The sequence below is a fragment of the Niastella vici genome, assembly GCF_002077945.1.
Taxonomy (GTDB): domain Bacteria; phylum Bacteroidota; class Bacteroidia; order Chitinophagales; family Chitinophagaceae; genus Niastella; species Niastella vici.
The window spans coordinates 531741-551997 of the sequence record NZ_LVYD01000124.1 but is presented as its reverse complement, the minus strand read 5'-3'; the positions used below and the strand labels follow the sequence as shown (position 1 = coordinate 551997).

Here is a 20257-nt window from a genome sequence, read left to right as displayed (position 1 = left end):
TATCGGCAAAACAGTAAGCTGGGTTAACCTTAGTCTTTGTATTGATGTACAAGCGCTTTTGCCGCCGCCAGCGGATGGGGCAGGGGAGTAACAGGTGATATTTTTCCCTTTTTTATCCATTCTTCTTCCCAGGCTGCGCGGTTGATCTTTGTATCGCTGAACGTCATTTTTATGCGGGGAATATAATAATCCCTGATCAGTCCGCTCCACATGCGGGCAGCATAATCTGATTGCGCACCGCCCCAGGTAGTGATGAGCCGTTTGGCATTCGATTCATAGTAATCCTTTTCAGCTTCGGTAGTGCCGGAGCGCCGGGCATAATCAATCCATACCTGCAGGCGGTGCAACGGATGGCTTTCAAGCAGGCGGTCCATTTCAGTGAGGATCTGTACCGCTTTATCCAATGCTGCTTTTTTAGTGGACTGGTCACCGGTAGAATCGGCCTGCAGCGCCTGTTTATAAAATTGATCGGCGCGCAGCCCTAAATAAATGGCGGCCATTTCAATGGCGTCATAACGGTACAAGTCACTTGTTTTTAATGAATCGCTGCAATCGAGGAAATTCTCCACTGCTCTGAAAAAATCTGCATCTGCATTCACGCTTCCTTTTCGGCGCATATCGGGCAAAACGGTTTGCCAAACAAAACGTGGATAGGGGGAGAAACTGTTATAACAGGAACGTAATAATTGCTGTCCGGCCAATACCATTTTACCAGGCACGGCGCCATAGCGGGCTTCGAACCAGGTATGCAACCAACTGTCAAGGGCAACCGGTTCGCGCTTCCAACCCATATCGGCCAGCAATTCAAACACGGCTTCATTGTTTTCGATGCCTTCAGGCGCAAAGCCAAACCCCGCCATGGTTTTACTGTAGGGCGAGTGCAGGGCTTCGGTAGAACCGGACGCATACAACGGCATGACCCCGGTGTAAGGCGTTTTGCCGCCAAAATTGGGCACAAAGCTGTAGATCCATTGTTTGCCGTAAAAGCCTTCATGCGTTTTCCATACTGGATCAATGTGCCATACGTAGGGCGGATATTCATTGCCAAGATCGAGAATGAGCATTTTAGTATCAGGCACTTTCGATAACAATGCCTGCAGCGATGGTTTATCCCAAAAGGCATGCTGGTAACCAAAGGTCCAGCCCTGGGTAACCCAAACCGCATTGGGCTCGGCAGCGCGAATGCTCTGGTACACCGATTCGCCATAGCGGGCCAGGAACTGGTATTTTTCTTCAGGATCTTTTGATACCGGTACATCCATTTCATTGAATGCATCGGAGAGCCAGAATTCGTTCTTCCCAAATTCTTTTTCCCATTCTTCTATAAATAATTTCCCGATGGTATTGAACCATTCATTGCCGGGCGCCAGTACGAATGCATTGTACGCTGCGGGGAAACCGCCCCATTTCAGCGCATTCATTGGTACCTCCGGATGCAATTGCTTGAATGCTTCGGGCACAAAACCCGCAAAGGCGGGCGTAATGGGGTGCATGCCGAGGGCGCGCATGCGATCGATGATCTTGTGTTGCAGGGCAAGTTGTTGGGTATGCCAGTTGGCAGGAATAGGCCCGTCCCATTTGTTAAGGTTCCCCATGCGATGCCAGGGCAGGTGGGCCGGCCCGGTAAAAAAATCAGCAGTTTGTTCCCCGGTGAGGCCCAGTTTTAGCCATACCCGCTGGGCAATGGCTTCACTGGCTACCACGGCCAGCGGCATATTCATCCCGTGCAGGGCCATCCAGTCGAGCTCTTTTTCCCAGCGGTTCCAGTCCCAATAAGGCGTGGTATACCCAAAGGTCACTACGTTCAAATAATACCGGTAGGGGTACGGGCTGCCGCCACGCAATGCGGTACAGGCCGGCCACATGGCTGCCCTATTGAGGTGTTTGCCGCTCCAGGTGGTCATGGCGTGGCAATATTCTTTTAAATAGGTATTAAAGCCATAACAGAGCGCCACAGCGCTGGTGCCCTTAATGGTGAGCTGGCCGTTTTGGGCGGTCACCACAAAGCTATCCAACCCATTCAGGGATTTGAATGGCTCCAAACGAATGGCGGCCGCCTTGCTGCCAATGGTGCGTTGCAGCACCTGGCGGGCATCGGTTATGAAATTATTTTGTGAAACATTTTTTACTGCTGGCCGGCTTTGTGTATAAGCTACGATAGTAGCGGTTAAAAAAAGCGGTAAAAAAGCAAATTTAGGTGTAGTCATATTGGCAAATGATTATTGTAATTACAAACCGTGTACCAGGCTGCAAGTAATTCTTCACCGTTAGCAAGGGGCGAGTCCAAAGCCTTTATAGCAGCACTGGTTTTGAACGCAATCGTTTGCTCTTTTCAGGGCAAACCCCTCCACCGCTTTATTCTATATTTGCCGCATGAAGAAAACGATTGTATTGATGGTGCTCGGGTTGTTTGCATTTGCCCCGGCCGTTCTTAGTCAAAAAAATATCGACCCCAAAGAAATTCGTGAGAAGATGCAGTGGTTTGCCGATGCAAAGCTGGGCATCTTTATTCATGCCGGCATTTATGCGGTTAATGGCATTGATGAAAGCTGGAGCTTTCACAACAGGAAGATCAGCTATGCCGATTACATGAAGCAGTTGCAGGGCTTTACGTTAAAAAAATACGATCCTGCTTATTGGGCCGCCCTCATCCAGGAAAGTGGCGCGCGCTATGCCGTTATTACTACCAAACACCACGATGGCGTGGCTATGTACGATACCCGCCTCAGCGATCTCAGCATTGTAAAGAAAACACCGGCGAAACGGGATATGATAAAACCCTTCTTTGAGGAATTACGTAAACGCAATATCAAATGCGGCGCCTACTATTCGCTCATTGACTGGAGCGATGCCAATTATCCCGGTTTTTTGAACGACAGTGGCCGGTACCTGGTGGCGAAAGATTATGATCGCTGGAACCGCTTCCGGAATTTTTTCCAGGGGCAGATAAAAGAGATCAACACACTCTTCACCCCCGACCTGTGGTGGTTTGATGGTGATTGGGAACACAGTGCCGAAGAATGGGAAGCGCAGAAAGTAAGGAGTATCATTTTATCGGGTAACCCCAAAGCTATAATCAACGGACGGTTACAAGGCTATGGTGATTATGAAACCCCTGAACAGAATTTTCCCGTAAGCCGGCCCGCCTTTAACTGGTGGGAATTGTGCATGACCAGTAACGACAACTGGGGTTTTCATCATGACAACAACTGGAAAACACCGTATGAGCTCATCACCATTTTTGTAGATGCTGTTGCCAATGGCGGCAATCTCCTCCTTGATATGGGACCCAAAGAAGACGGTACCATTCCCGAAGAGCAGATTAATATATTGAAGGAATTAGGCGCCTGGAACAAAAAAAATGGGGAAGCCATTTTCAATACAATAGGCGGATTGCCACATGGCCATTTTTACGGGCCATCCACCCTGTCAAAAGATTCCACCACCCTGTACCTTTTCCTGCATGGGAAAGTGAATGGACCGGTAATGATAAAAGGGCTTAGAAACAAAGTGGAAGAAATTACCGTGGTAGGCAATGGCACAAAATTGCAATCGAAAGTGGTGGGCAAGATCTCCTGGAGTCCCATACCCGGACTGGTTTATATTGACGTACCTGAGTCGGTTGCTGATAAATATGTAACAGTATTAAAAGTAAAGCTCGATAAGCCGGTTAGTTTATACGGCGGGCATGGTGGGTTAAATTAAAAAAATCATCCGCTTAACAGCGATACCATAATAGTTGGATCTCGTATAGTAATATTTAGTATACGAAATCCAACTATTTCTATTTTATTCCGGGGATAAAGAGAATACCTTGCGCCGCAACTGTTAAAATCCTACCCCCGTACTATGAAAACTGTAGTAACCAAACTCCGTGCATTGCATTGTGTAATGGCACCGCTGCTCATTTGTATTTATCTAACACGGCCTGAGATTCTTTTCGCTCAAAATATTCTGGATAGAACCGGTAACCCCACCGCCACACCGCTTGTTGCATTCAGCCTGCGGCAGTTGAGCTCGGCCTATACAGGCAATGCCATCCAGGTACGGCGCAGCAGTGATAATTCCTCAATGGATATTGGTTTTACCGCGGCCGGCGACCTCGATACGGTGAAGCTGAAGAACTTTGTGGGCAGCGGTGATGGGTATGTGACAACCTGGTACGACCAAAGTGGTAATGGTTTGGATGCGACCCAACCCAACCTGGCTCTTCAGCCAACGGTCATGGTTGGCGGTACTATAAAATTGAATGATAACACGCCGCAGGTGATCAGGATCGTTCCCAATCCGGTTGAGAATGAGGCGGTAATTGGCTGTATCGTTCCCGTTAGCGGCCCGGTTGAAGTGCAGCTGCGCGACATGACGGGTATTATGATGATACACCGCACATTTACCGCGAAGAAAGGCGAAAATGTGTTAAGGCTCACAAACCTTAACGGGGTGCCGCGGGGTACGTATATAATGCGGTTGGTGCAGGGTGAGGCAGTGGGTATCGGGAAGGTGATTAAGCAATAAGTCTGTAAGCAAATGGCTTACCGGTATAACCAAATCCGCATAAGCGCAATCAATTGTTCCATATTTACCGGTTTGGAAATATAATCTGAAAAGCCGGCCTCCGGGGCCCGGCCCCTACACCTGGTCTATGCGGATCCACTGCATACCTGCCGCTACAGCGGCCTGTACACCCGGATTGCCGTCTTCAAAAACGAGGCACCGGGAGGGGTCAACACGTAGCTGTTTGGCTGCATATAAAAAAGGATCGGGGTGAGGTTTGCCCCGGGAAGTTTCACCGGCGCATACCAATACCTCCACCAGCGAAGTAATGCCGAGTTGCTGCAGTGTTCTGGAAACCGAAACGCGGCCGCCACCCGATACTACCCCAATGCGCACCTTGCCGGCATGCGCTTTCAGATGGGCCACTACAAAGTCGATGGGTTTTGTATCCTGAATAAAAGCATCTTCGTACAACGTATTCTTTAACTGCGCATACTCTTCCGGTTTAAAAGGAACGCCATAGCGTTTCCTGATCTCTTCGGCAACCTGTATAATGGGCCAGCCGGCCAGTTCATCAATGATGGCATCATTCAGTTCGAACCCATAAATAAGCGCTGCCGCGCGGTAACTGGCCTTATGCCCTTCCATGTTATCGGCCAGGGTACCGTCACAATCATACAGGAACGCATCAAAATCGCCATTGCTCAACCTGGTTAGTTCCTTTTGTTTTTCCTTTACAATTAAAGCACGGTTCATACCGGTCACTTAAATAATTTTAGATAAATAAGAATCAAAGAACCTCGAAAACCATCCGGGCCCCGAAACGCCCCGCTGTACCAGCCATATGCCTGTAAGGGCGCAACAAATACCCGCCTCTACATCCAGCACATAATGATGGCTGGTATAAACCGCCGAACACCAGATGCCGGCCGCGATGCCGGCAAAAAGTACACTGGCATACCGGTACCCTCCCTTTATGCTATAAAACAATACGATCACCGGGTAGGCGGAGTGTAAGGAAGGCATGGCCGCAAAAACATTCGAACCTTTGGCATACAACGATTGGAACACGGGAATGCCCACCAGTTCATCGAACCGTTTCAGTCCGGCCGTATTGCCGGGGGTACCCGCAATAAAATTAAATTGATGCTCCTGAACATACCAGGGCGGGGCCGCGGGATAAATATAATACACCACAAACCCGATCATATTCACCACAAAAAATGCGATGGCAAATCGCAGGAACAAAGGCCGGTTCCTGAAAAATAAATAAGCGGCAAACAGCAAAGGCACCGGTACCCAGCACAAATAAAAAAGTCCGCTTAACCAGTCACCGGCTGTAAAGTGATGTTGCCGCAAATATTCATTGGGGGTAACCACGCCTGTTGCCGTGTGAATGCCGAACAACAACTTTTCGGCATGGTATAATTCGCCAATATGCACCGGCCTGAACGTATAATTGGGAAAAGCCTTCATGTAATCGAAAATGATCCAGTACACGATGAAGATCGAAAAACCGGTAATGAACTTGCGGGTAATAGGGGATGCATAATACAACCCATTAAAGATCGCGATCAATACCAGCTGATCGGTTTTGAAACCTACCAGCCATACCGATAACAACAGGTATACTATTGAAATAAGCGTGGTGACCAATACCGTGCGGGATGCCAATGAAACAGCAGGTGCAGAATTAAGCATACTAGTTTTTCTTTTTGGGAAATCCTGATTGAAAAATAACATCCCACAGGGAAGAACTTACACCGTATCCCTTCGTAGGGTCATCATAATGATGAAGCATGTGATGCTGTTTTATCCGTTTCATTAACCGGCTTTTGAAATTATAATGGTGCATGGCATAATGCATCATATCATATACCAGGTAGCCGGCAACAAAACCGGCAAAGAAGGGATACAGGAAGGTTTTATTGGTGAACACCAGCGAAAACAAAAAATAAAAACCGATGGCTATGGGAATACTGGCCGAAGGCGGCATCACCAGCCGCATGGCATCCTTCGGGTAATCATGATGTACGCCATGGAAGATAAAATGGATGCGCTTGCCCCATTCGGAAGCCGGTTCAAAATGGAAAACAAAGCGATGCAGGATGTACTCGGTAATTGTCCATACCACTACACCCGCAGCCAGCAGTAAAAAATAATAAGCGATGGAAATGTTGTTATCAAATGCCAGCCAGGTCATTACTGCAATAACGGGAATATAAATAAAAAGCGGTACAGAGAAATGTACCTTCGACAGGGCTTCCATCCAGTTGCTCCTGAACATGCGCACCGAGCCGGTTGAATTGGAGACATACAGTTTCTTCATCACGAAAAAATTAAATAAGCACTTAGGTTGAATACAATAATTAGGGCCTAAAATTTCAGTTGCCAGTTGCCGGTTACCTGTTGCCAGTTACCTGTTGCCGGGAGGCCTGTGTTTTGCATTTCCTGGTAACCAGTACCCGGTAACCGGTTACCTATTTCTCTTTGATCTCATTGGCCAGTACCTTCTTGCGTTCGGCAACCGGCTTATTGGTGGCGGGGTTTATGCCGCTCACCTCGAAATACTCGATATCGGGCGACCACATGCTACCGCCGGTGATCTTCACGAAAATACTTTTCAGGATCATCTGCGATCCGTTAATGGGCGCAAACAGCCTGTATTTATTATCGGGTCCTTTTTTCAGGTACATGGAATAGCCTGCGTAAGAGACCAGCCGTATGCGGTAGCTGCTGTCGGCCAGTCGTTTTGTCTTTACACCATAGGCAAATACCCGCTGGATCCAGCTCAGCTCGGCCCGTTGGCCTTTCTCGGCATACCTGATCCAGAAAACATGCACGGGATTGTCTTCGTCGAGTTTTCCTTTTTTATAATTCAACTCATATACGATCGTATTGGTATTGGAGGTGCGTTGCAAATAAAACAACTGGTTGGCATTGCCTGCCGGTACGGGAAACCCTTCCTGCGCCGCTACACATAAAGACAACAGGCTGCACAGCGCCACCAGGAAAATACTTCGTCTCATACGTTATTGTCAAGCGCTTTTTTAGCGTCAATCAATCTTTTAACAGCGGTAATATTCGTTAACACGGCCATTACCGTTATAGGTATGGTAAAAACCGACATGGTTTCAAATACATGGAAAGGAATGCCGGGAACCGATAATTTATAATCGCCGCCAATAAGCGAAGCGGTAATGCCGCAGGCAATGGCCGACAGGGCCGTTAATACCACTCTTTCGGGCCGCTGCATTAACCCGCCCTTGTTTTGAATACCCAGTCCTTCACTGCGGGCGCGTGTATAGCTCACCATCATGGAACCTATAAGGGCAATGAATGCAAACAACGAGCTCAGGAAATAATGATGCGCCACCAGGTAATAACAAATACCGAGGAACATAAACAATTCGCTGTAGCGGTCAAGCACCGAATCGTACAAAGCGCCAAAGCGGGAGCTCATATTACCAATGCGCGCCACCTGGCCGTCGAGCATATCGAACAGGCCGGCAAAGAGAATGAGTGCGCCTGCCCAGCCAACATACCTAAGGTCGCCCCGGTTGCCTTCCTCAGCACCCACAATAAACACAATGGCTACGCCAATGTTCAACACCAGGCCGGTGGTGGTTATAAAATTCGGTGTAACGCCTGCTTTTACCAACCCGCGCACCGCCGGGTCAATTACACTGTAAATATTTTTTTGCAAACGGTCACGTATAGCGATCTGGCTCATAACAAAATTGTTTAATTAAAATTCAAACCTTGCCCTGAAGCGAATGCCCCAGTTGGGTACATCGGGATTATCGAGGTAAGTAAGCCGTTTTATGAGGTCAACCCGCAATAATTTGAATATATTACTGATGCCTACGCTGGCTTCCATATAGGGTTTGCCGGCCAGCGAAAAAGTAGTGGTTTGGCCTTTTTCATCGGTAGGGAATAAGAACGTTTCCTTATTATAGGCAGGATCGTTTTCCCGGCGTACGCCACCATACACCATTTTGAAGCCGGCCACCTCACGCAGCTTCAGTTTTTTGATGAGGGGTAGTTTGTTAAAAATAAATCCGTTGAAATAATAATCTGTGCTTACCGATGCATAATGGTCGCTTACAAATTCCATGAAGTTCATCATGTTGAAAGAATTGAGCTGGTATGCATAGGTTTGGTTGGCCCTGTGAATGGTCAGCAACGGGTAGGGCACCTGACCAAAAATATAACCACCTTCGGTAACCACATCGGCATAGCCGAATTGCGAAAAATAGAACCGCTTGAAAATGTTCATGGTCAGTTGCTGGTAATTATAATCCCCGTTCACCAATCCTTTAATGCCGGCGATATAGCGCAGGCGGAAAATAGGATACTTGTTGTTGATAGGAATGCGGTACACCTTCCCCTGGTAAAACTGCTCATGGGGCGCCCAGCGTATTTCGGCCGACAACTCGGTAGTGGTAATTTCAGGTATGGTGGAGGTACCGGTAGCAATAGGTTTTTCATATATGATGCTGCCGGCAGGTTGTTGTTTCCAGTTCTTGAAACCGAAAGTATAGCTGATGTTCTTGCCAAATTCCCGCACATACTCGGCCGTGAAAATATCGTTGTACAGCCACTTGTTGTTATTGCCGCGTTTGAACGAGAGCAGGAAGTTATCTTCCTGTACAAACTGCAATTCCTGTCCCGGTATTTTGGTGTCGTGCTGATAGCTTACCTTCAAATAATTCAGGGGGAAAGAATAGATCGATTTCGCGTTGAATGAATAAGCGGCAGATAAAAAATACTTCCACCGGTCATCTTTAAAACCGTAAGCGGCATAGGTTTCAAAATATAATCGTTTGCTGAACTTCGGGGTGGTACGGCCGCCAAACCGCAACCTGAAGCCTTCCACCGGATTAAAACTGTAAAAGGCATTCACGGGCCCGATCTCGAACGGCCCTGCCGACTTATAGCCTGCCAGCAAAAAAGTGGCCCAGTCCATCATGCGCCGGTACGACTTCATGTTCTTAAGACTGTCCATATTGGTATACGCCTTCTCTTCCGTAGCAGAGAGGGCGGTGTGCCGGTTAGCCGTCCAGAAACTATCGGCCCCGGATGCTGCGGCATCAACGTACACTTCGGGCCTGCCTTCATACACCGAATCGGGTGCGGGTTGGTTGATGACATAATTCTTATAAGAAACTGTTCGCTCACCAACGAGACCGCCCGAGGCTTTTTTCGACAAAGCAAATTCGGACAATATATTGCTCATCACTACATGGTAGCGGCCATCGGCGCCCCGCTCGAAATCCTGTTTAATACGCAGCTCTTTTGTCCAGTTAATGTTGGCATGTTTGGCAAGGCCCATCTGGATCTTTTGAACAGCATAGTTGCCATCGAGCGTTACGTACATGGAACCCCTGAACAAAAGGTCGTTTACATTGCGGGGCGCAAAGGTGAGTTTTACCAGTTTGATGCCATCCAGCTCAACGGTATCGCCCAGGTAAAACCGGTAAAAGGTAGGAGCGAGGTCTGAGATCGGGCTAAGCAGCTGGTTCGAAAGCAACATCAGATTGGGCTCATAAATATCGATGGGCGTATACATGCTATTCAGGTAACGCGTAATGCCATCGTTGTCGACAAACTCGCCCAGGTTCACCTTCTTCTTTGCCAGCACATATGTTTTTTCTTTTGAAGGGCTCTTTCTGAAAAATTTATTGGAGATGGTTTCTTCAATGTATACCGGCACCAGGGCTTTCCCTTCTATCTTGGAGGTATCCTGGTTCTCTACCAGGAAGCGGTAGTTCTTCAACAGCCGGTTATGCATCAGCTTTTCAGGCTTATTGGTCAACGACAATTCCATTTTCTCGTACTGCTGGTATTGCACATAATCAAAAGCCTTCATGCGGTTATGCTCCCGGTTGTCGACCACTTTTCTGATAAGGTCTACTGCCGGGTTATCGCGGTTGCTGTATTTAGTTCGTTTTCTGGAGTTAACCGTTACAGAAGCCATTTCGGCCACTTCCATGCTGGCGTCAAAGTCCTGGGTAACGCCCACCTCAATTTTCTTTCTCAATACCCTGTACCCATTGAAACTAAATTCCAGCGTGGTGTTTTTGGGGTTAGTGGTGGAAATAGAATAACTACCGTCTTCACCACTCACCACGCCTTTGCTGCCTTTGAAATATACGCTTACAAAAGCAAGCGGTGCATGCGTTTGGGCATCTCTTACAAATCCTTTGATCACCGTTTGCGCCTGCGCGCAAACAGCAAAGCAGGTAATAAAAAGGAGTAAGGTGAAACTTTTCTTACTAAAGATCAAACTAATCATCATCTACCAATTATTGCTGAACACGAAATTCTTTTGCAGGGGATAATTGTACAGGAAAGCAACCAGCAGCGATGTCATTATTTTTGCCAGGGTGTAATGCAACCCGGCCTTACCGGCCAATACATATACACCACCCGTATTCAATAATAAATTACCGCCCCATACCAGCGCATATTTCCAAAGTTGCCTTACTGCTTTTTCATCGCCTGCCCTGAAAACCCAATGCCTGCCTATCAAAAAATTTATAATACCGCCTGTTACCGTACCGGCCGCCGCAGCTATCACCACATTTGTTTTGCACCCCTGAACCAGCAGCACGGTCAGTAAAAGATCACTTAGTGAAGCTGCCAGCGATGCCATATTGGCTTTCAGAAAAGTGATCATCGAAATACAAGAATTTTGAGATTTTGGGATTTTGAGATTTAGGGAATTCGCAATCTATTGAGCTGCTTAGCAAAAGCAAATCTCAAAATCTCTAAATCCCTAAATCAGAAATACCCGCCCATAGCCATAAGATCAAATGGGCATAAATACCTGCCAGTACATCATCGGCCATTACACCCATGCCGCGCGGCAATAATTCTGCCCGGCGAATACCCAATGGTTTTACTATATCAAAAAAGCGGAACAGCATACAGCCTGTAATAATATACACGCCCTTATTGGGTAAAAAGGCGAGGGTTATCATCATTCCTGCCACTTCATCTATTACAATCCTGTTGCTGTCGTGTTCCCATACGGTTTCCATTTTAGTGGCGCTCCAGGTTCCGGCTGCCAGTATCACTGCCAGCAACAATGCCTGGGTGGCATACCCCATGGGAAAAAAATACCAGGCTATGCAAAGAACAACTGCGGCGGCTGTGCCTCCACCCTTCACGAGAAAGCCAATACCGCCTGCAGTCGCTATGAAGCTGGCAATCGCTCTCATATAATTGCTTCCGTTGCTTTGGCCCGGTTTACGGCCGGCGCCTGCGGTGTTTGTTCCTGCATCATCCCAAGCAAGGTTTGCTTCAGCGTATTCAGTTGTTTGAATATATCATTCTCTGCAGGTTCTCCGGCTTGCGTTTGGGGTGATTTCAAATAGAACGACAACCAGTCCTGTACACCGTACATGCCTGCACGTTGGGCCAGGTCGGCAAAAAGCGCCAGGTCCAATACAATGGGCGCTGCCAGAATAGAGTCGCGGCAAAGGAAATTGATCTTGATCTGCATGGGGTAATTGAGCCAGCCGAAGATGTCGATATTGTCCCAGCTCTCCTTATTATCTCCATGTGGCGGATAATAATTAATGCGGATCTTGTGATACAATTCGCCATACAGATCGGGGTGCAGGTCGGGACGCAGAATATCTTCCAGTACGCCCAGTTTTGAAACTTCCTTCGTTTTAAAGTTCTCTTCATCATCGAGCACAAGGCCATCGCGGTTACCGAGGATGTTGGTGCTGAACCAGCCGTTCACACCCAGTGAGCGGGCCGCCAGGCCGGGCGCTACGATCGTTTTCATCAGCGTTTGCCCGGTTTTAAAATCCTTGCCGCCAATAGGCGTCTTTGTTTTACGGGCCAGTTGCACAATGGCGGGAATATCGGTCGTAAGGTTAGGGGCGCCATTGATAAAAGGAACGCCAATGCTCACTGCTGCATATGCATACACCATACTGGGGGCAATAGCTGCATCATTATTTTTTAACCCTGCTTCAAAAGAAGCGATGGTTTCATGTACGGCCGATTGCTCGAGGTACTTCTCGGTAGAACCGGTCCATACGATCACTACGCGGCTTACATTGTTTTCTTTTTTGAACGTTTCAATATCCCTGATCAGTTCCTGGGCCGCCTCCCATTTGGTAGCAGATTGCTTAATGAATGTACCATCCAGGTTCTTCACATAATCTCTGTCGAACACCGCCTTCATGGGCTTTATAGTTTCCAGCTCGGGCCTGATGGCATTCAGCAAATGCTGGTCAAGTACCCGCGCATGGCTGGCTGCCTGGTATACGTTATCTTCATAAATATCCCAACCACCAAAAACCACCTCGTCGAGTGATGCCAGGGGCACAAAATCCTTAATAAGCGGATAACGGTCGCCTTTTCCTTCGCCCAGCTCAATATGACCGGTTTGTGTAAGCGATCCAATTGGTTTAGACAATCCCTTCCTGCTGGCAATAACTCCTGCGATCATAGTAGAGGCTACAGCGCCCAGGCCAGGAAGCAGGATACCTAATTTTCCTTCTGCCGGCAACATTTGTTCTTTCATAAACCTTAATTTTTCTTATATAATTATAACCACTTGTTTAAACGGTACCATTGTAATGTTTCCCAAAGTCCCTGCTTCAGGTAATACTGCGGTGAATAACCCAAATGCGTTTTTGCGTTTTCAATACTGCATTGCCAGTTGACCGCTGTTAATTCAGCCAGCTTCTCCCTGTTCAACACCGGCGTTTTTCCGCGCGGGCTCGTTTTTTCCAGGGCAAAGGCAAGCCCTTTGACCAATGGGTATGGCAAGTGAAATCGTATTGTTTTTTTGTTCAGTATTTGTTTGGAAAGACCGGCGAGCTCATACTGGCCATAGCCCTCGCCATCAGAAATATTGAACGTCCTGTGCAACAGACCGGTGAACAACGAATTAATGGCCACCGCTGCGAAGTCTTTCACATACACGAAGCTTAACTGTTGTTGAACCCGGCCGATATATGGTTCTATACCGCGATGAATGGAACGCAGCATAATAAAAATATCCCGCTCACGTGGACCATACACCGCCGTGGGCCGTAGTACCACTAACGGAAGCGATGGCAGCGCTTTTAATTTTTGCTCGGCCAGCAGCTTGCTTCTGCCGTAAGCGGTTACCGGGGCCGGTGTGGTATCTTCCGTGATCAACGCATTGCGGTCATTCAGCGGCCCTACAGCAGCCAGGCTGCTTACAAATACAAATTTTCTCAAACGGGTGCCGAGGCCTTTTACGGCAGCGCTGGCCAGGGTAAAAGCATAATCGGCATTGACCCTGTCGTACAATTGCTGTGAACCTGCCCGTGTAGCGCCGGCGGCATGAACGATATAAGTAATACCGGCGTCGGCCAACTGTTTCGCCAGCAGTTCCTCATTGCTGTAATCCAGTTCGCAAAACCGGATATCATAATCTTCGAGGTGATCGATATCACTGCCTGGCCTCACCGCTGCATACACATCGAGCCTTTTGCGCAGCGCCGCTTCAATTAAATGGAAGCCTATAAAGCCGCTGGCGCCGGTTATCAATACCTTTTCTCTCATAACGGTTTTTCATAAATGCGGTACCGCTTGTATACCTTTCCGTTAATGCTTTCAATACCTTTATTCATCATTTCATTGTGCTCCAGTATCCAGGATGCTTCTGCCCGCTGCATTTTGCGTGCGCCTACCCGCCTGATAATAGCGGCATAAAAGCAGGCTTCAATACCCAGCTTTCTGTATTCTTTATTCACTCCCAGGGCCAGCACCCGGATGCTGTTGATCTTTTTCATATTGAACAACAGCTTGAAGATGCCGGTGGGCAATAATCTTCCCCGCCGCACTTTGATCAGGATCTGGTTAATGTCGGGAATGGCCAGGGCAAAACCTATCTGTTTGCCGTTGTGTTCAGCGATGAGGCAAAACTGTTCATCCAGCACCATCTTCAGGTCTTTTGCCAGGTAATTGAACTCCTTATCGGTCATAGGAACAAATCCCATGTTCTTATCCCAGGCGGCATTGTATACTTCGCGTACATTTTTGGCTTCATTCTCAAGGTCTTTCTTGCTTACGGGCCTGATAGTAATATTCTTCTGGCGAAGCCTGCTTAGCAATCGTTCTTCCAGCAACAACGGCCGGTCGCCAACTTCTTCCTTGCTAATATCCCAGGCCAGCAGGTCTACTTTTTTCTTAAGGCTCATGGCTTCCATCAAAGAAGTATAATAAGGTTTATTATACGTCATCATGGCAAGCGGTGGTTTATCGAACCCATCGATGAGCATACCGCAGGGATCGTTGGTGGTGGGGTTCACCGGGCCAATGATGGTAGTGGCGCCTTGTTCCAACAGCCATTGTTCTGCTGCGCTGAACAAACTATCAGCTACGTGCAGATCATTGATGCATTCGAAAAAACCAAAGAAACCATCGGTCGTATTATTAAAACGGTTGTGATTATTATTCAGGATGGCAGCGATCCTTCCACGAATGACATTGTCCTTATAATAAAGGAATAACTGCACCTTCGAATGTTCATGAAAAGGATGCTTGCCCGGGGTCAGCAGATCGCGCTGGGCAATAAAAAGTTCAGGTACATAATTGCTGTCTCCCTCATACAGGTCATGCGGGAAATCAATGAAAGCCTTTAATTGCTTCTTTGTATTGGCGGTTACTATACCGGTCATGCGCTTTCTTTTTTCAGTTTCAGTTCAATGCCCAGCATCAGGGCTGTTTCTTTCATTTTTTCCACCGCTTCTTCGATCTGACTGAAAGAATGCGTGGCCATCAGCGAAAGCCTTATCAGCGATGATTCTGAAGGAACTGCGGGCGATACCACGGGGTTTACAAAAACGCCTTTGTCCTGCAATGCCTTGGTAAACAAAAATGTTTTATGATTGTCGCCGATGCGTACGGGAATGATAGGACTTTCGGTGTCGCCGGTATGGAAGCCCTGTTCCTGCAACAACCCCATCATATAGTTGGTGTTATCCCACAGTTTGTGTATGCGTTGCGGCTCCTGTTCAATAATATCCAGGGCCGCTATTACACTGGCAGTGGAAGCGGGCGTCATGCTGGCGCTGAAGATCAGCGACCTGGCTTTGTGCTTCAGGTAATCGATTACTCCGCTGTCGCCGGCCACAAAGCCGCCCAGTGAAGCAAGCGATTTGCTGAAAGTGCCCATGATCAGGTCGGTTTCACTGGTGAGGTTGAAGTGCGAAGCAGTGCCGGCGCCGTTTGCACCAATGACACCCAGGGCATGTGCATCATCGACCATTACGGCAGCGCCATACTTTTCTGCAAGCGCTGTGATCTCAGGCAGGCGGGCGATATCGCCTTCCATACTGAAAATGCCGTCCGTAACAATGAGTTTGAATGCATTTGCAGGAAGCAACTGCAGGCGATGCTCAAGGTCCTGCATATCGTTATGGCGATACTTGATGACCCGGGAAAATGATAACCTGCTGCCATCTATAATAGAGGCATGGTCGTACTCATCGAGCAACAGCACATCGGCACGGCCCGACAGGGCAGAGAGCACGCCGAGGTTGGCCTGAAAACCTGTACTGAAAAGAACAGCATCTTCCTTGCCGGTATAAGCGGCCAGCCTCTGTTCCAGTTCAACATGCAGGTCAAGCGTTCCATTTAAAAACCTTGACCCTGCACAACCGCTGCCATATTTTTCAATAGCTGCACTGGCTGCTGCTGCAATCTTTGGATGATTTGTAAGACCGAGATAGGAGTTGGAACCAAACATTAACACTCGCTTCCCATTGAGTATTACTTCAGTTTCCTGTCCTGATTCAATTACGCGGAAATAAGGATATACATCTTGCGCTCTGATCAGGTCCGCGTCTTTAAACAATGAAATTTTTTGCTGTAGTATATGTCGCATTAAATAACTTTCCAATCTTTATAGAATCCAATCTTCGTATGCAAAGTTGAAAAGAGCGTCACACAACAACAATGTCAGAAAGTCTCCGGGATATGTCTAAAATTCCCAACCTGCATTATTTAAAAAATAAATTTTCCTTCGGTGAACAAAAGCCTGTTCACGCTTGTATTGCGTCAATATAACGATTGCAAGATCCATGCATAATGTTTGTGTATGCGCCTGCATGGGTATGTCTAAAAGGGATGTATAAAATTCTACTTAAACGCTTTTTCTATAGTCAGAAGGCGTAATTCCGGTATAGCGTTTAAAAAATTTGCTGAAGAAGAACTGGTCGCTGAAGTAAAGCAGATCTGCTACCTGTGCAATGGTCAATGAGGGATCGCGCAGTAAATTCTTGGCTTCCACGATCACGAGGTCATCAATATATTTGCCGGCTGTTTTACCGGTGAGCTTCTTTACTGTTTGCGTAAGGTATTTGGGGGTTACATACAATCTGTTGGCATAAAATAACAGGTTGCGTTCGGTTTTAACGTGTTTCGATAGTAAGGCAAGGAACCGCCATAAGATCTCCTCTTTGTGATCATGTACCGTCTTTTTCTGATTTGAATATTTGTGGTAAAGACCGGCCAGCTCAAACTGGAATACATTAAAGAAGTGACGGATAACCTCGGCGGCAAAGGGATGGTGTTCCTGGGAGAAATTTTTTTCGCGCAACAGGGTGATCACATTCAGGAACCGGGCAGTGTCTTCGGGCGTCAGCCTGATATGTGTACTGCGGCTATTGAACAGGTATTCGAACAGATCGATGTGCCTTTGTGAAAGGCCGGTATCGAGCATAAAGTCGGGCGTAAATGCCACACAGGCTGCTTTACAGTTAGCGTGTGTATCATCAAACTGGCGCACTACGTGCGGCGGAATGATCAGGATGCTGTTCTCATGCACTACCTGCTCTTCACCATTCAATTGGATTGTGAGCGAGCCATGCATGACCAGCGCAATCCAGTACGAATCGGACCTGAATGGGTAGTGAAGGATTTCTTTTTTACGTTCCGGTTTGCTAAACAATACCCGCAGGCCGTCCATGTGCCAGGAATGATCGTTAAATTCATTCATGTCCTTCATAGTCATGGTAGGCAGGTATACAGTAGTAGTCTTCATAGACTATTTTTTTATCATAGCAGTAATAGATCACCTGTTTCCGCTTCCAAATTTAATAGGGAAGAAGAGTCTGGTTTTAATTAACCAGGAAGTAACATGGGAGATTGATTGATTGTTCGACGAATTTGGTAAAAAAGTTTTTTTTCGGAAAGGAGGGTACATTGGTTTCCTTTCTTCGTTTCCGGAGTTTCTATGAGTTTGTCGCTGCCTATAATATAGGTCAACGAATCCCGGGGGATTGTGTTTTTCATAATATGATTTTTATAATTGCTAAAGTATAATTTGCTTCCGCGGAAGGGCAGGGGAAATCGGGGTAATTAAAGGAGGTTTTCACCTTTTTGGGGTGGGGGAAAAGGGGGGTAACTTACCTGTAAGGGAGGTTCAGTTCACTTAACCGAAGAAGTTTTATGCCCGGCGAATTGTTGATGATCAATGCGCCCAGGTTGAACCAGGACTTACATTCATTAAGCACCCCTGCATCAGCACTGCATATTAACCCGTTATTGTCGATTAAATATTTATCAGGATCATTTTCCAGCCTGATCTCCCAGGGAAAATGGTGTTTACCGGCTATTTCATAGCAGGTGGCTTTTAGTTTACCGCTGTTGCTTACAGGCGCATCAAATACCCAGATCACTTTATGCAATTGCAATTGTTGAAGCGTTGTTCCTATAATGAGCAACGCCTCTTCGGTATTTGCTACTGTTCTGTAATTACCATGAACCGAGGAAATATCGCGGTAACAACCATCCAGGCCTTCAAATACAAAACCACCAGATAATGCTGTTTCCACCAGGATCAGGATATTAAAGCCATCGAGGAAGATGGTTTGATTCTTCATTGCAGCAGGTTGCAGCTCTTTTACTTTTCGTTTCCTGATCTCCTCTTCAGAACAAGCCATTCCCTGTAACGCCTGGAGTTGGCGTTTAACCAGTTGATACCTGTTGCCTGCCAGTGCCAGGGATGCTTTGAGCGGATAGTTCCTGTTGAGCAGGTAATACATATCTTGCAGCGCCTGCAATATTTTGTGCTGTTCCTGTTGCTGACCGAACAATAAATTATCAGTTATAGTATTTTCTTTGGTGTTCCGTGGTTCATTCATTTTTGATAAACCTATTTTTTAATTCATTTTACCCCCAATTGCTTCAAATAGTCTTTAGCCGCAAGGAATTGGATCTTATGTCCGCTCTTGCGGGTTTGTAAGATCTTCTTTTCTACGAGTTCATTAAGGTCATTTCTTGCAGTTTGATTACTTACATTAAACCGGTTCTCCATTTGTTGAACACTAAATACGGATGTGCCATCCTGAATAATATCCTGGATGATGGCTATCTGTCGGTCATTGAAAGCTGTATTCCGCAGCATAGCGATCACCTGGTGTTTTTCTGATCTTTTTCTCTCTATGTATTTTTTCAGGTCGTCCAATGCCCGGTGTATGCAATGTAAATTATAGATCGCAAAATAAGTAAGGTCATTGCTGTCAAATTCAGTGTGTAAATAAGCTTTTGCATACTGCGATTTTGAAGACAATATGATCCGTGAAACAGACAGGTATTCAATCAGCCAGTAGTCCTTTTTAAGAAGGTGCCAGTAAAAGATCGTGCGTGCAGTTCTTCCGTTCCCGTCTACGAATGGGTGAATGTAGCCTATCAGGAAATGTAAAATGATGGCTTTATAGATTGGATGGATAAAAAAAGGAGTTTTATCCTTATCGTTGGCAAAATGGCAAAACCGCTCCATGAGTGTATCCAATTGCTCAAAGGAGGGAGGCGAATGTAAGATATCACCTGTTTGTGTATCCACCACTTTAATTTCGTTGTCCTGACGGAAAGCGCCTGATTCACTTTCATTAGACAATGTTTTCTCTGTAAGAATGCGGTGTAATTGCCGGAGGTTTGATAGGGTTAAATTTTCCTGGGCATGTTCAACGATCCATTTCATTGCCAGGTAATTATTCAGGATCATTTGTTCGGAATGATTTTGCGGCTTCCGGTTATTTTCCAACATTTCTTTTGCCACTTTCCTGGAAGTGGCCGCTCCTTCCAGTTGGCTGGAGGCAATTGCTTCCTCCATCAACGAACTGATTAAGTACCGGTCTCTTTCCTGTGATGGAATTATATTATCACGCTGTAATGGACCCACCAAATTCAGATCAAATTCGTGTAAATATTGCTGTATGATAGCAGGTACTCTTATTTCAAAAGATAACCCGTCAGTTCCAAATGGCTTTAATACGTTATGCGAAAGACGGTTTGCTTTTACTGCATACCACAACTTTTTGCTGTCATATTTCCAGTCCTGCGCAATGTATTTCCACTTATCCCAATAATAATACTCGTTCTGAATGAGATCATGAAAGGCTTGAAATTTGCCTTTTTCAACAAGATCATCCAGGATTTCTCTGTAATCAAATTTACCGGTATAAGGAGGTCTTTGCGGAACCTTCATAGAAACTCCTAATTTTTACGAAATTAGGAGTTTTTAGGAGTTTAATTGATAAAAGCTATCCATTTGAATGGGTGTAAATAATACATGGTTGGCGTATTTGTTTGATTATCAGTATTGTTTCCGGCTGTTTTCCTCATCGGCCCAGCCGGGGTATATTTGGGTTCGAAGCATTATTTAGGTATCTTTCTTGTCAAAAAATGAGATCAGGCCGCCGAAATGCTACGAATTTGGCATCCCGACTTACATTACTTCTGGGTATCTGCTTTTCAC

The 20257-nt window shown here is 46.6% G+C and carries 18 protein-coding genes; 2 read left to right on the top strand and 16 right to left on the bottom strand.

What is annotated here, in order from left to right:
• Nucleotides 1-29: 29 nt before the first annotated feature.
• Entirely contained in the window at nt 30-2207 is a 2178-nt protein-coding gene (locus tag A3860_RS39825; RefSeq protein ID WP_081156163.1) for an alpha-N-acetylglucosaminidase, read from the bottom strand.
• A 166-nt stretch (nt 2208-2373) separates the two neighbouring features.
• On the opposite strand from A3860_RS39825, the gene A3860_RS39820 reads away from it, so the two are divergent.
• A complete protein-coding gene (locus A3860_RS39820) occupies nt 2374-3705 on the top strand; it encodes an alpha-L-fucosidase (RefSeq protein WP_081156162.1) in 1332 nt (443 codons plus the stop codon).
• A gap of 144 nt (nt 3706-3849) precedes the next feature.
• Nucleotides 3850-4515, top strand: coding sequence for a T9SS type A sorting domain-containing protein (locus A3860_RS39815; RefSeq protein ID WP_081156161.1), 666 nt, complete (start codon nt 3850-3852; stop codon nt 4513-4515).
• 114 nt (nt 4516-4629) lie between these two features.
• Here A3860_RS39815 and A3860_RS39810 read toward each other — a convergent pair whose 3' ends face one another.
• The 15 genes from A3860_RS39810 to A3860_RS39740 form a co-directional block, all read right to left on the bottom strand.
• A complete protein-coding gene (locus A3860_RS39810) occupies nt 4630-5250 on the bottom strand; it encodes an HAD family hydrolase (RefSeq protein WP_081156282.1) in 621 nt (206 codons plus the stop codon).
• A 9-nt stretch (nt 5251-5259) separates the two neighbouring features.
• The gene (locus A3860_RS39805) at nt 5260-6195 is read right to left on the bottom strand and encodes a phosphatase PAP2 family protein (RefSeq protein WP_081156160.1); all 936 of its coding nucleotides are present in this window, start codon (nt 6193-6195) and stop codon (nt 5260-5262) included.
• A 1-nt stretch (nt 6196) separates the two neighbouring features.
• Nucleotides 6197-6823: a sterol desaturase family protein gene (locus A3860_RS39800; protein ID WP_081156159.1), complete on the bottom strand. Its 627-nt coding sequence runs from the start codon at nt 6821-6823 to the stop codon at nt 6197-6199.
• A 151-nt stretch (nt 6824-6974) separates the two neighbouring features.
• Nucleotides 6975-7523, bottom strand: a complete 549-nt coding sequence (locus A3860_RS39795; RefSeq protein WP_081156158.1) for a DUF4833 domain-containing protein — start codon at nt 7521-7523, stop codon at nt 6975-6977.
• A complete protein-coding gene (locus tag A3860_RS39790; protein ID WP_081156157.1) occupies nt 7520-8227 on the bottom strand; it encodes a CDP-alcohol phosphatidyltransferase family protein in 708 nt (235 codons plus the stop codon). The genes A3860_RS39795 and A3860_RS39790 overlap by 4 nt, the downstream gene beginning before the upstream one ends.
• Before the next feature lie 15 nt (nt 8228-8242).
• On the bottom strand, nt 8243-10795 hold the full coding sequence (locus A3860_RS39785) for a DUF5686 and carboxypeptidase-like regulatory domain-containing protein (protein ID WP_245843727.1): 2553 nt from the start codon (nt 10793-10795) through the stop codon (nt 8243-8245).
• The gene (locus A3860_RS39780) at nt 10796-11176 is read right to left on the bottom strand and encodes a GtrA family protein (protein WP_081156156.1); all 381 of its coding nucleotides are present in this window, start codon (nt 11174-11176) and stop codon (nt 10796-10798) included.
• Between the two features lie 91 nt (nt 11177-11267).
• A complete protein-coding gene (locus A3860_RS39775; RefSeq protein ID WP_081156155.1) occupies nt 11268-11720 on the bottom strand; it encodes a phosphatidylglycerophosphatase A family protein in 453 nt (150 codons plus the stop codon).
• The gene (locus tag A3860_RS39770) at nt 11717-13042 is read right to left on the bottom strand and encodes an inositol-3-phosphate synthase (RefSeq protein WP_081156154.1); all 1326 of its coding nucleotides are present in this window, start codon (nt 13040-13042) and stop codon (nt 11717-11719) included. Before A3860_RS39770 ends, A3860_RS39775 begins: the two co-directional genes overlap by 4 nt.
• Before the next feature lie 23 nt (nt 13043-13065).
• Nucleotides 13066-14055 (bottom strand): NAD-dependent epimerase/dehydratase family protein, encoded by a 990-nt coding sequence (locus tag A3860_RS39765; RefSeq protein WP_081156153.1) that lies wholly within the window; start codon nt 14053-14055, stop codon nt 13066-13068.
• The gene (locus A3860_RS39760; protein WP_081156152.1) at nt 14052-15173 is read right to left on the bottom strand and encodes a GNAT family N-acetyltransferase; all 1122 of its coding nucleotides are present in this window, start codon (nt 15171-15173) and stop codon (nt 14052-14054) included. Before A3860_RS39760 ends, A3860_RS39765 begins: the two co-directional genes overlap by 4 nt.
• Entirely contained in the window at nt 15170-16381 is a 1212-nt protein-coding gene (gene spt / locus A3860_RS39755) for a serine palmitoyltransferase (protein ID WP_081156151.1), read from the bottom strand. The genes A3860_RS39760 and spt overlap by 4 nt, the downstream gene beginning before the upstream one ends.
• A 258-nt stretch (nt 16382-16639) precedes the next feature.
• Complete coding sequence (locus A3860_RS39750) at nt 16640-17539, bottom strand: AraC family transcriptional regulator (RefSeq protein WP_081156150.1); 900 nt, start codon at nt 17537-17539, stop codon at nt 16640-16642.
• A gap of 364 nt (nt 17540-17903) precedes the next feature.
• Nucleotides 17904-18641 (bottom strand): DUF434 domain-containing protein, encoded by a 738-nt coding sequence (locus tag A3860_RS39745; RefSeq protein ID WP_081156149.1) that lies wholly within the window; start codon nt 18639-18641, stop codon nt 17904-17906.
• 23 nt (nt 18642-18664) lie between these two features.
• Nucleotides 18665-19987, bottom strand: a complete 1323-nt coding sequence (locus A3860_RS39740) for a Fic family protein (protein WP_081156148.1) — start codon at nt 19985-19987, stop codon at nt 18665-18667.
• Nucleotides 19988-20257: the final 270 nt, after the last annotated feature.

Excerpts from the sequence above, each read along its gene's own strand:
- A3860_RS39825 (WP_081156163.1), bottom strand. The coding sequence starts at position 2,207 with ATGACTACACCTAAATTTGCTTTTTTACCGCTTTTTTTAACCGCTACT.
- A3860_RS39820 (WP_081156162.1), top strand. The coding sequence starts at position 2,374 with ATGAAGAAAACGATTGTATTGATGGTGCTCGGGTTGTTTGCATTTGCC.
- A3860_RS39815 (WP_081156161.1), top strand. The coding sequence starts at position 3,850 with ATGAAAACTGTAGTAACCAAACTCCGTGCATTGCATTGTGTAATGGCA.
- A3860_RS39810 (WP_081156282.1), bottom strand. The coding sequence starts at position 5,250 with ATGAACCGTGCTTTAATTGTAAAGGAAAAACAAAAGGAACTAACCAGG.
- A3860_RS39805 (WP_081156160.1), bottom strand. The coding sequence starts at position 6,195 with ATGCTTAATTCTGCACCTGCTGTTTCATTGGCATCCCGCACGGTATTG.
- A3860_RS39800 (WP_081156159.1), bottom strand. The coding sequence starts at position 6,823 with ATGAAGAAACTGTATGTCTCCAATTCAACCGGCTCGGTGCGCATGTTC.
- A3860_RS39795 (WP_081156158.1), bottom strand. The coding sequence starts at position 7,523 with ATGAGACGAAGTATTTTCCTGGTGGCGCTGTGCAGCCTGTTGTCTTTA.
- A3860_RS39790 (WP_081156157.1), bottom strand. The coding sequence starts at position 8,227 with ATGAGCCAGATCGCTATACGTGACCGTTTGCAAAAAAATATTTACAGT.
- A3860_RS39785 (WP_245843727.1), bottom strand. The coding sequence starts at position 10,795 with ATGATGATTAGTTTGATCTTTAGTAAGAAAAGTTTCACCTTACTCCTT.
- A3860_RS39780 (WP_081156156.1), bottom strand. The coding sequence starts at position 11,176 with ATGATCACTTTTCTGAAAGCCAATATGGCATCGCTGGCAGCTTCACTA.
- A3860_RS39775 (WP_081156155.1), bottom strand. The coding sequence starts at position 11,720 with ATGAGAGCGATTGCCAGCTTCATAGCGACTGCAGGCGGTATTGGCTTT.
- A3860_RS39770 (WP_081156154.1), bottom strand. The coding sequence starts at position 13,042 with ATGAAAGAACAAATGTTGCCGGCAGAAGGAAAATTAGGTATCCTGCTT.
- A3860_RS39765 (WP_081156153.1), bottom strand. The coding sequence starts at position 14,055 with ATGAGAGAAAAGGTATTGATAACCGGCGCCAGCGGCTTTATAGGCTTC.
- A3860_RS39760 (WP_081156152.1), bottom strand. The coding sequence starts at position 15,173 with ATGACCGGTATAGTAACCGCCAATACAAAGAAGCAATTAAAGGCTTTC.
- spt (WP_081156151.1), bottom strand. The coding sequence starts at position 16,381 with ATGCGACATATACTACAGCAAAAAATTTCATTGTTTAAAGACGCGGAC.
- A3860_RS39750 (WP_081156150.1), bottom strand. The coding sequence starts at position 17,539 with ATGAAGACTACTACTGTATACCTGCCTACCATGACTATGAAGGACATG.
- A3860_RS39745 (WP_081156149.1), bottom strand. The coding sequence starts at position 18,641 with ATGAATGAACCACGGAACACCAAAGAAAATACTATAACTGATAATTTA.
- A3860_RS39740 (WP_081156148.1), bottom strand. The coding sequence starts at position 19,987 with ATGAAGGTTCCGCAAAGACCTCCTTATACCGGTAAATTTGATTACAGA.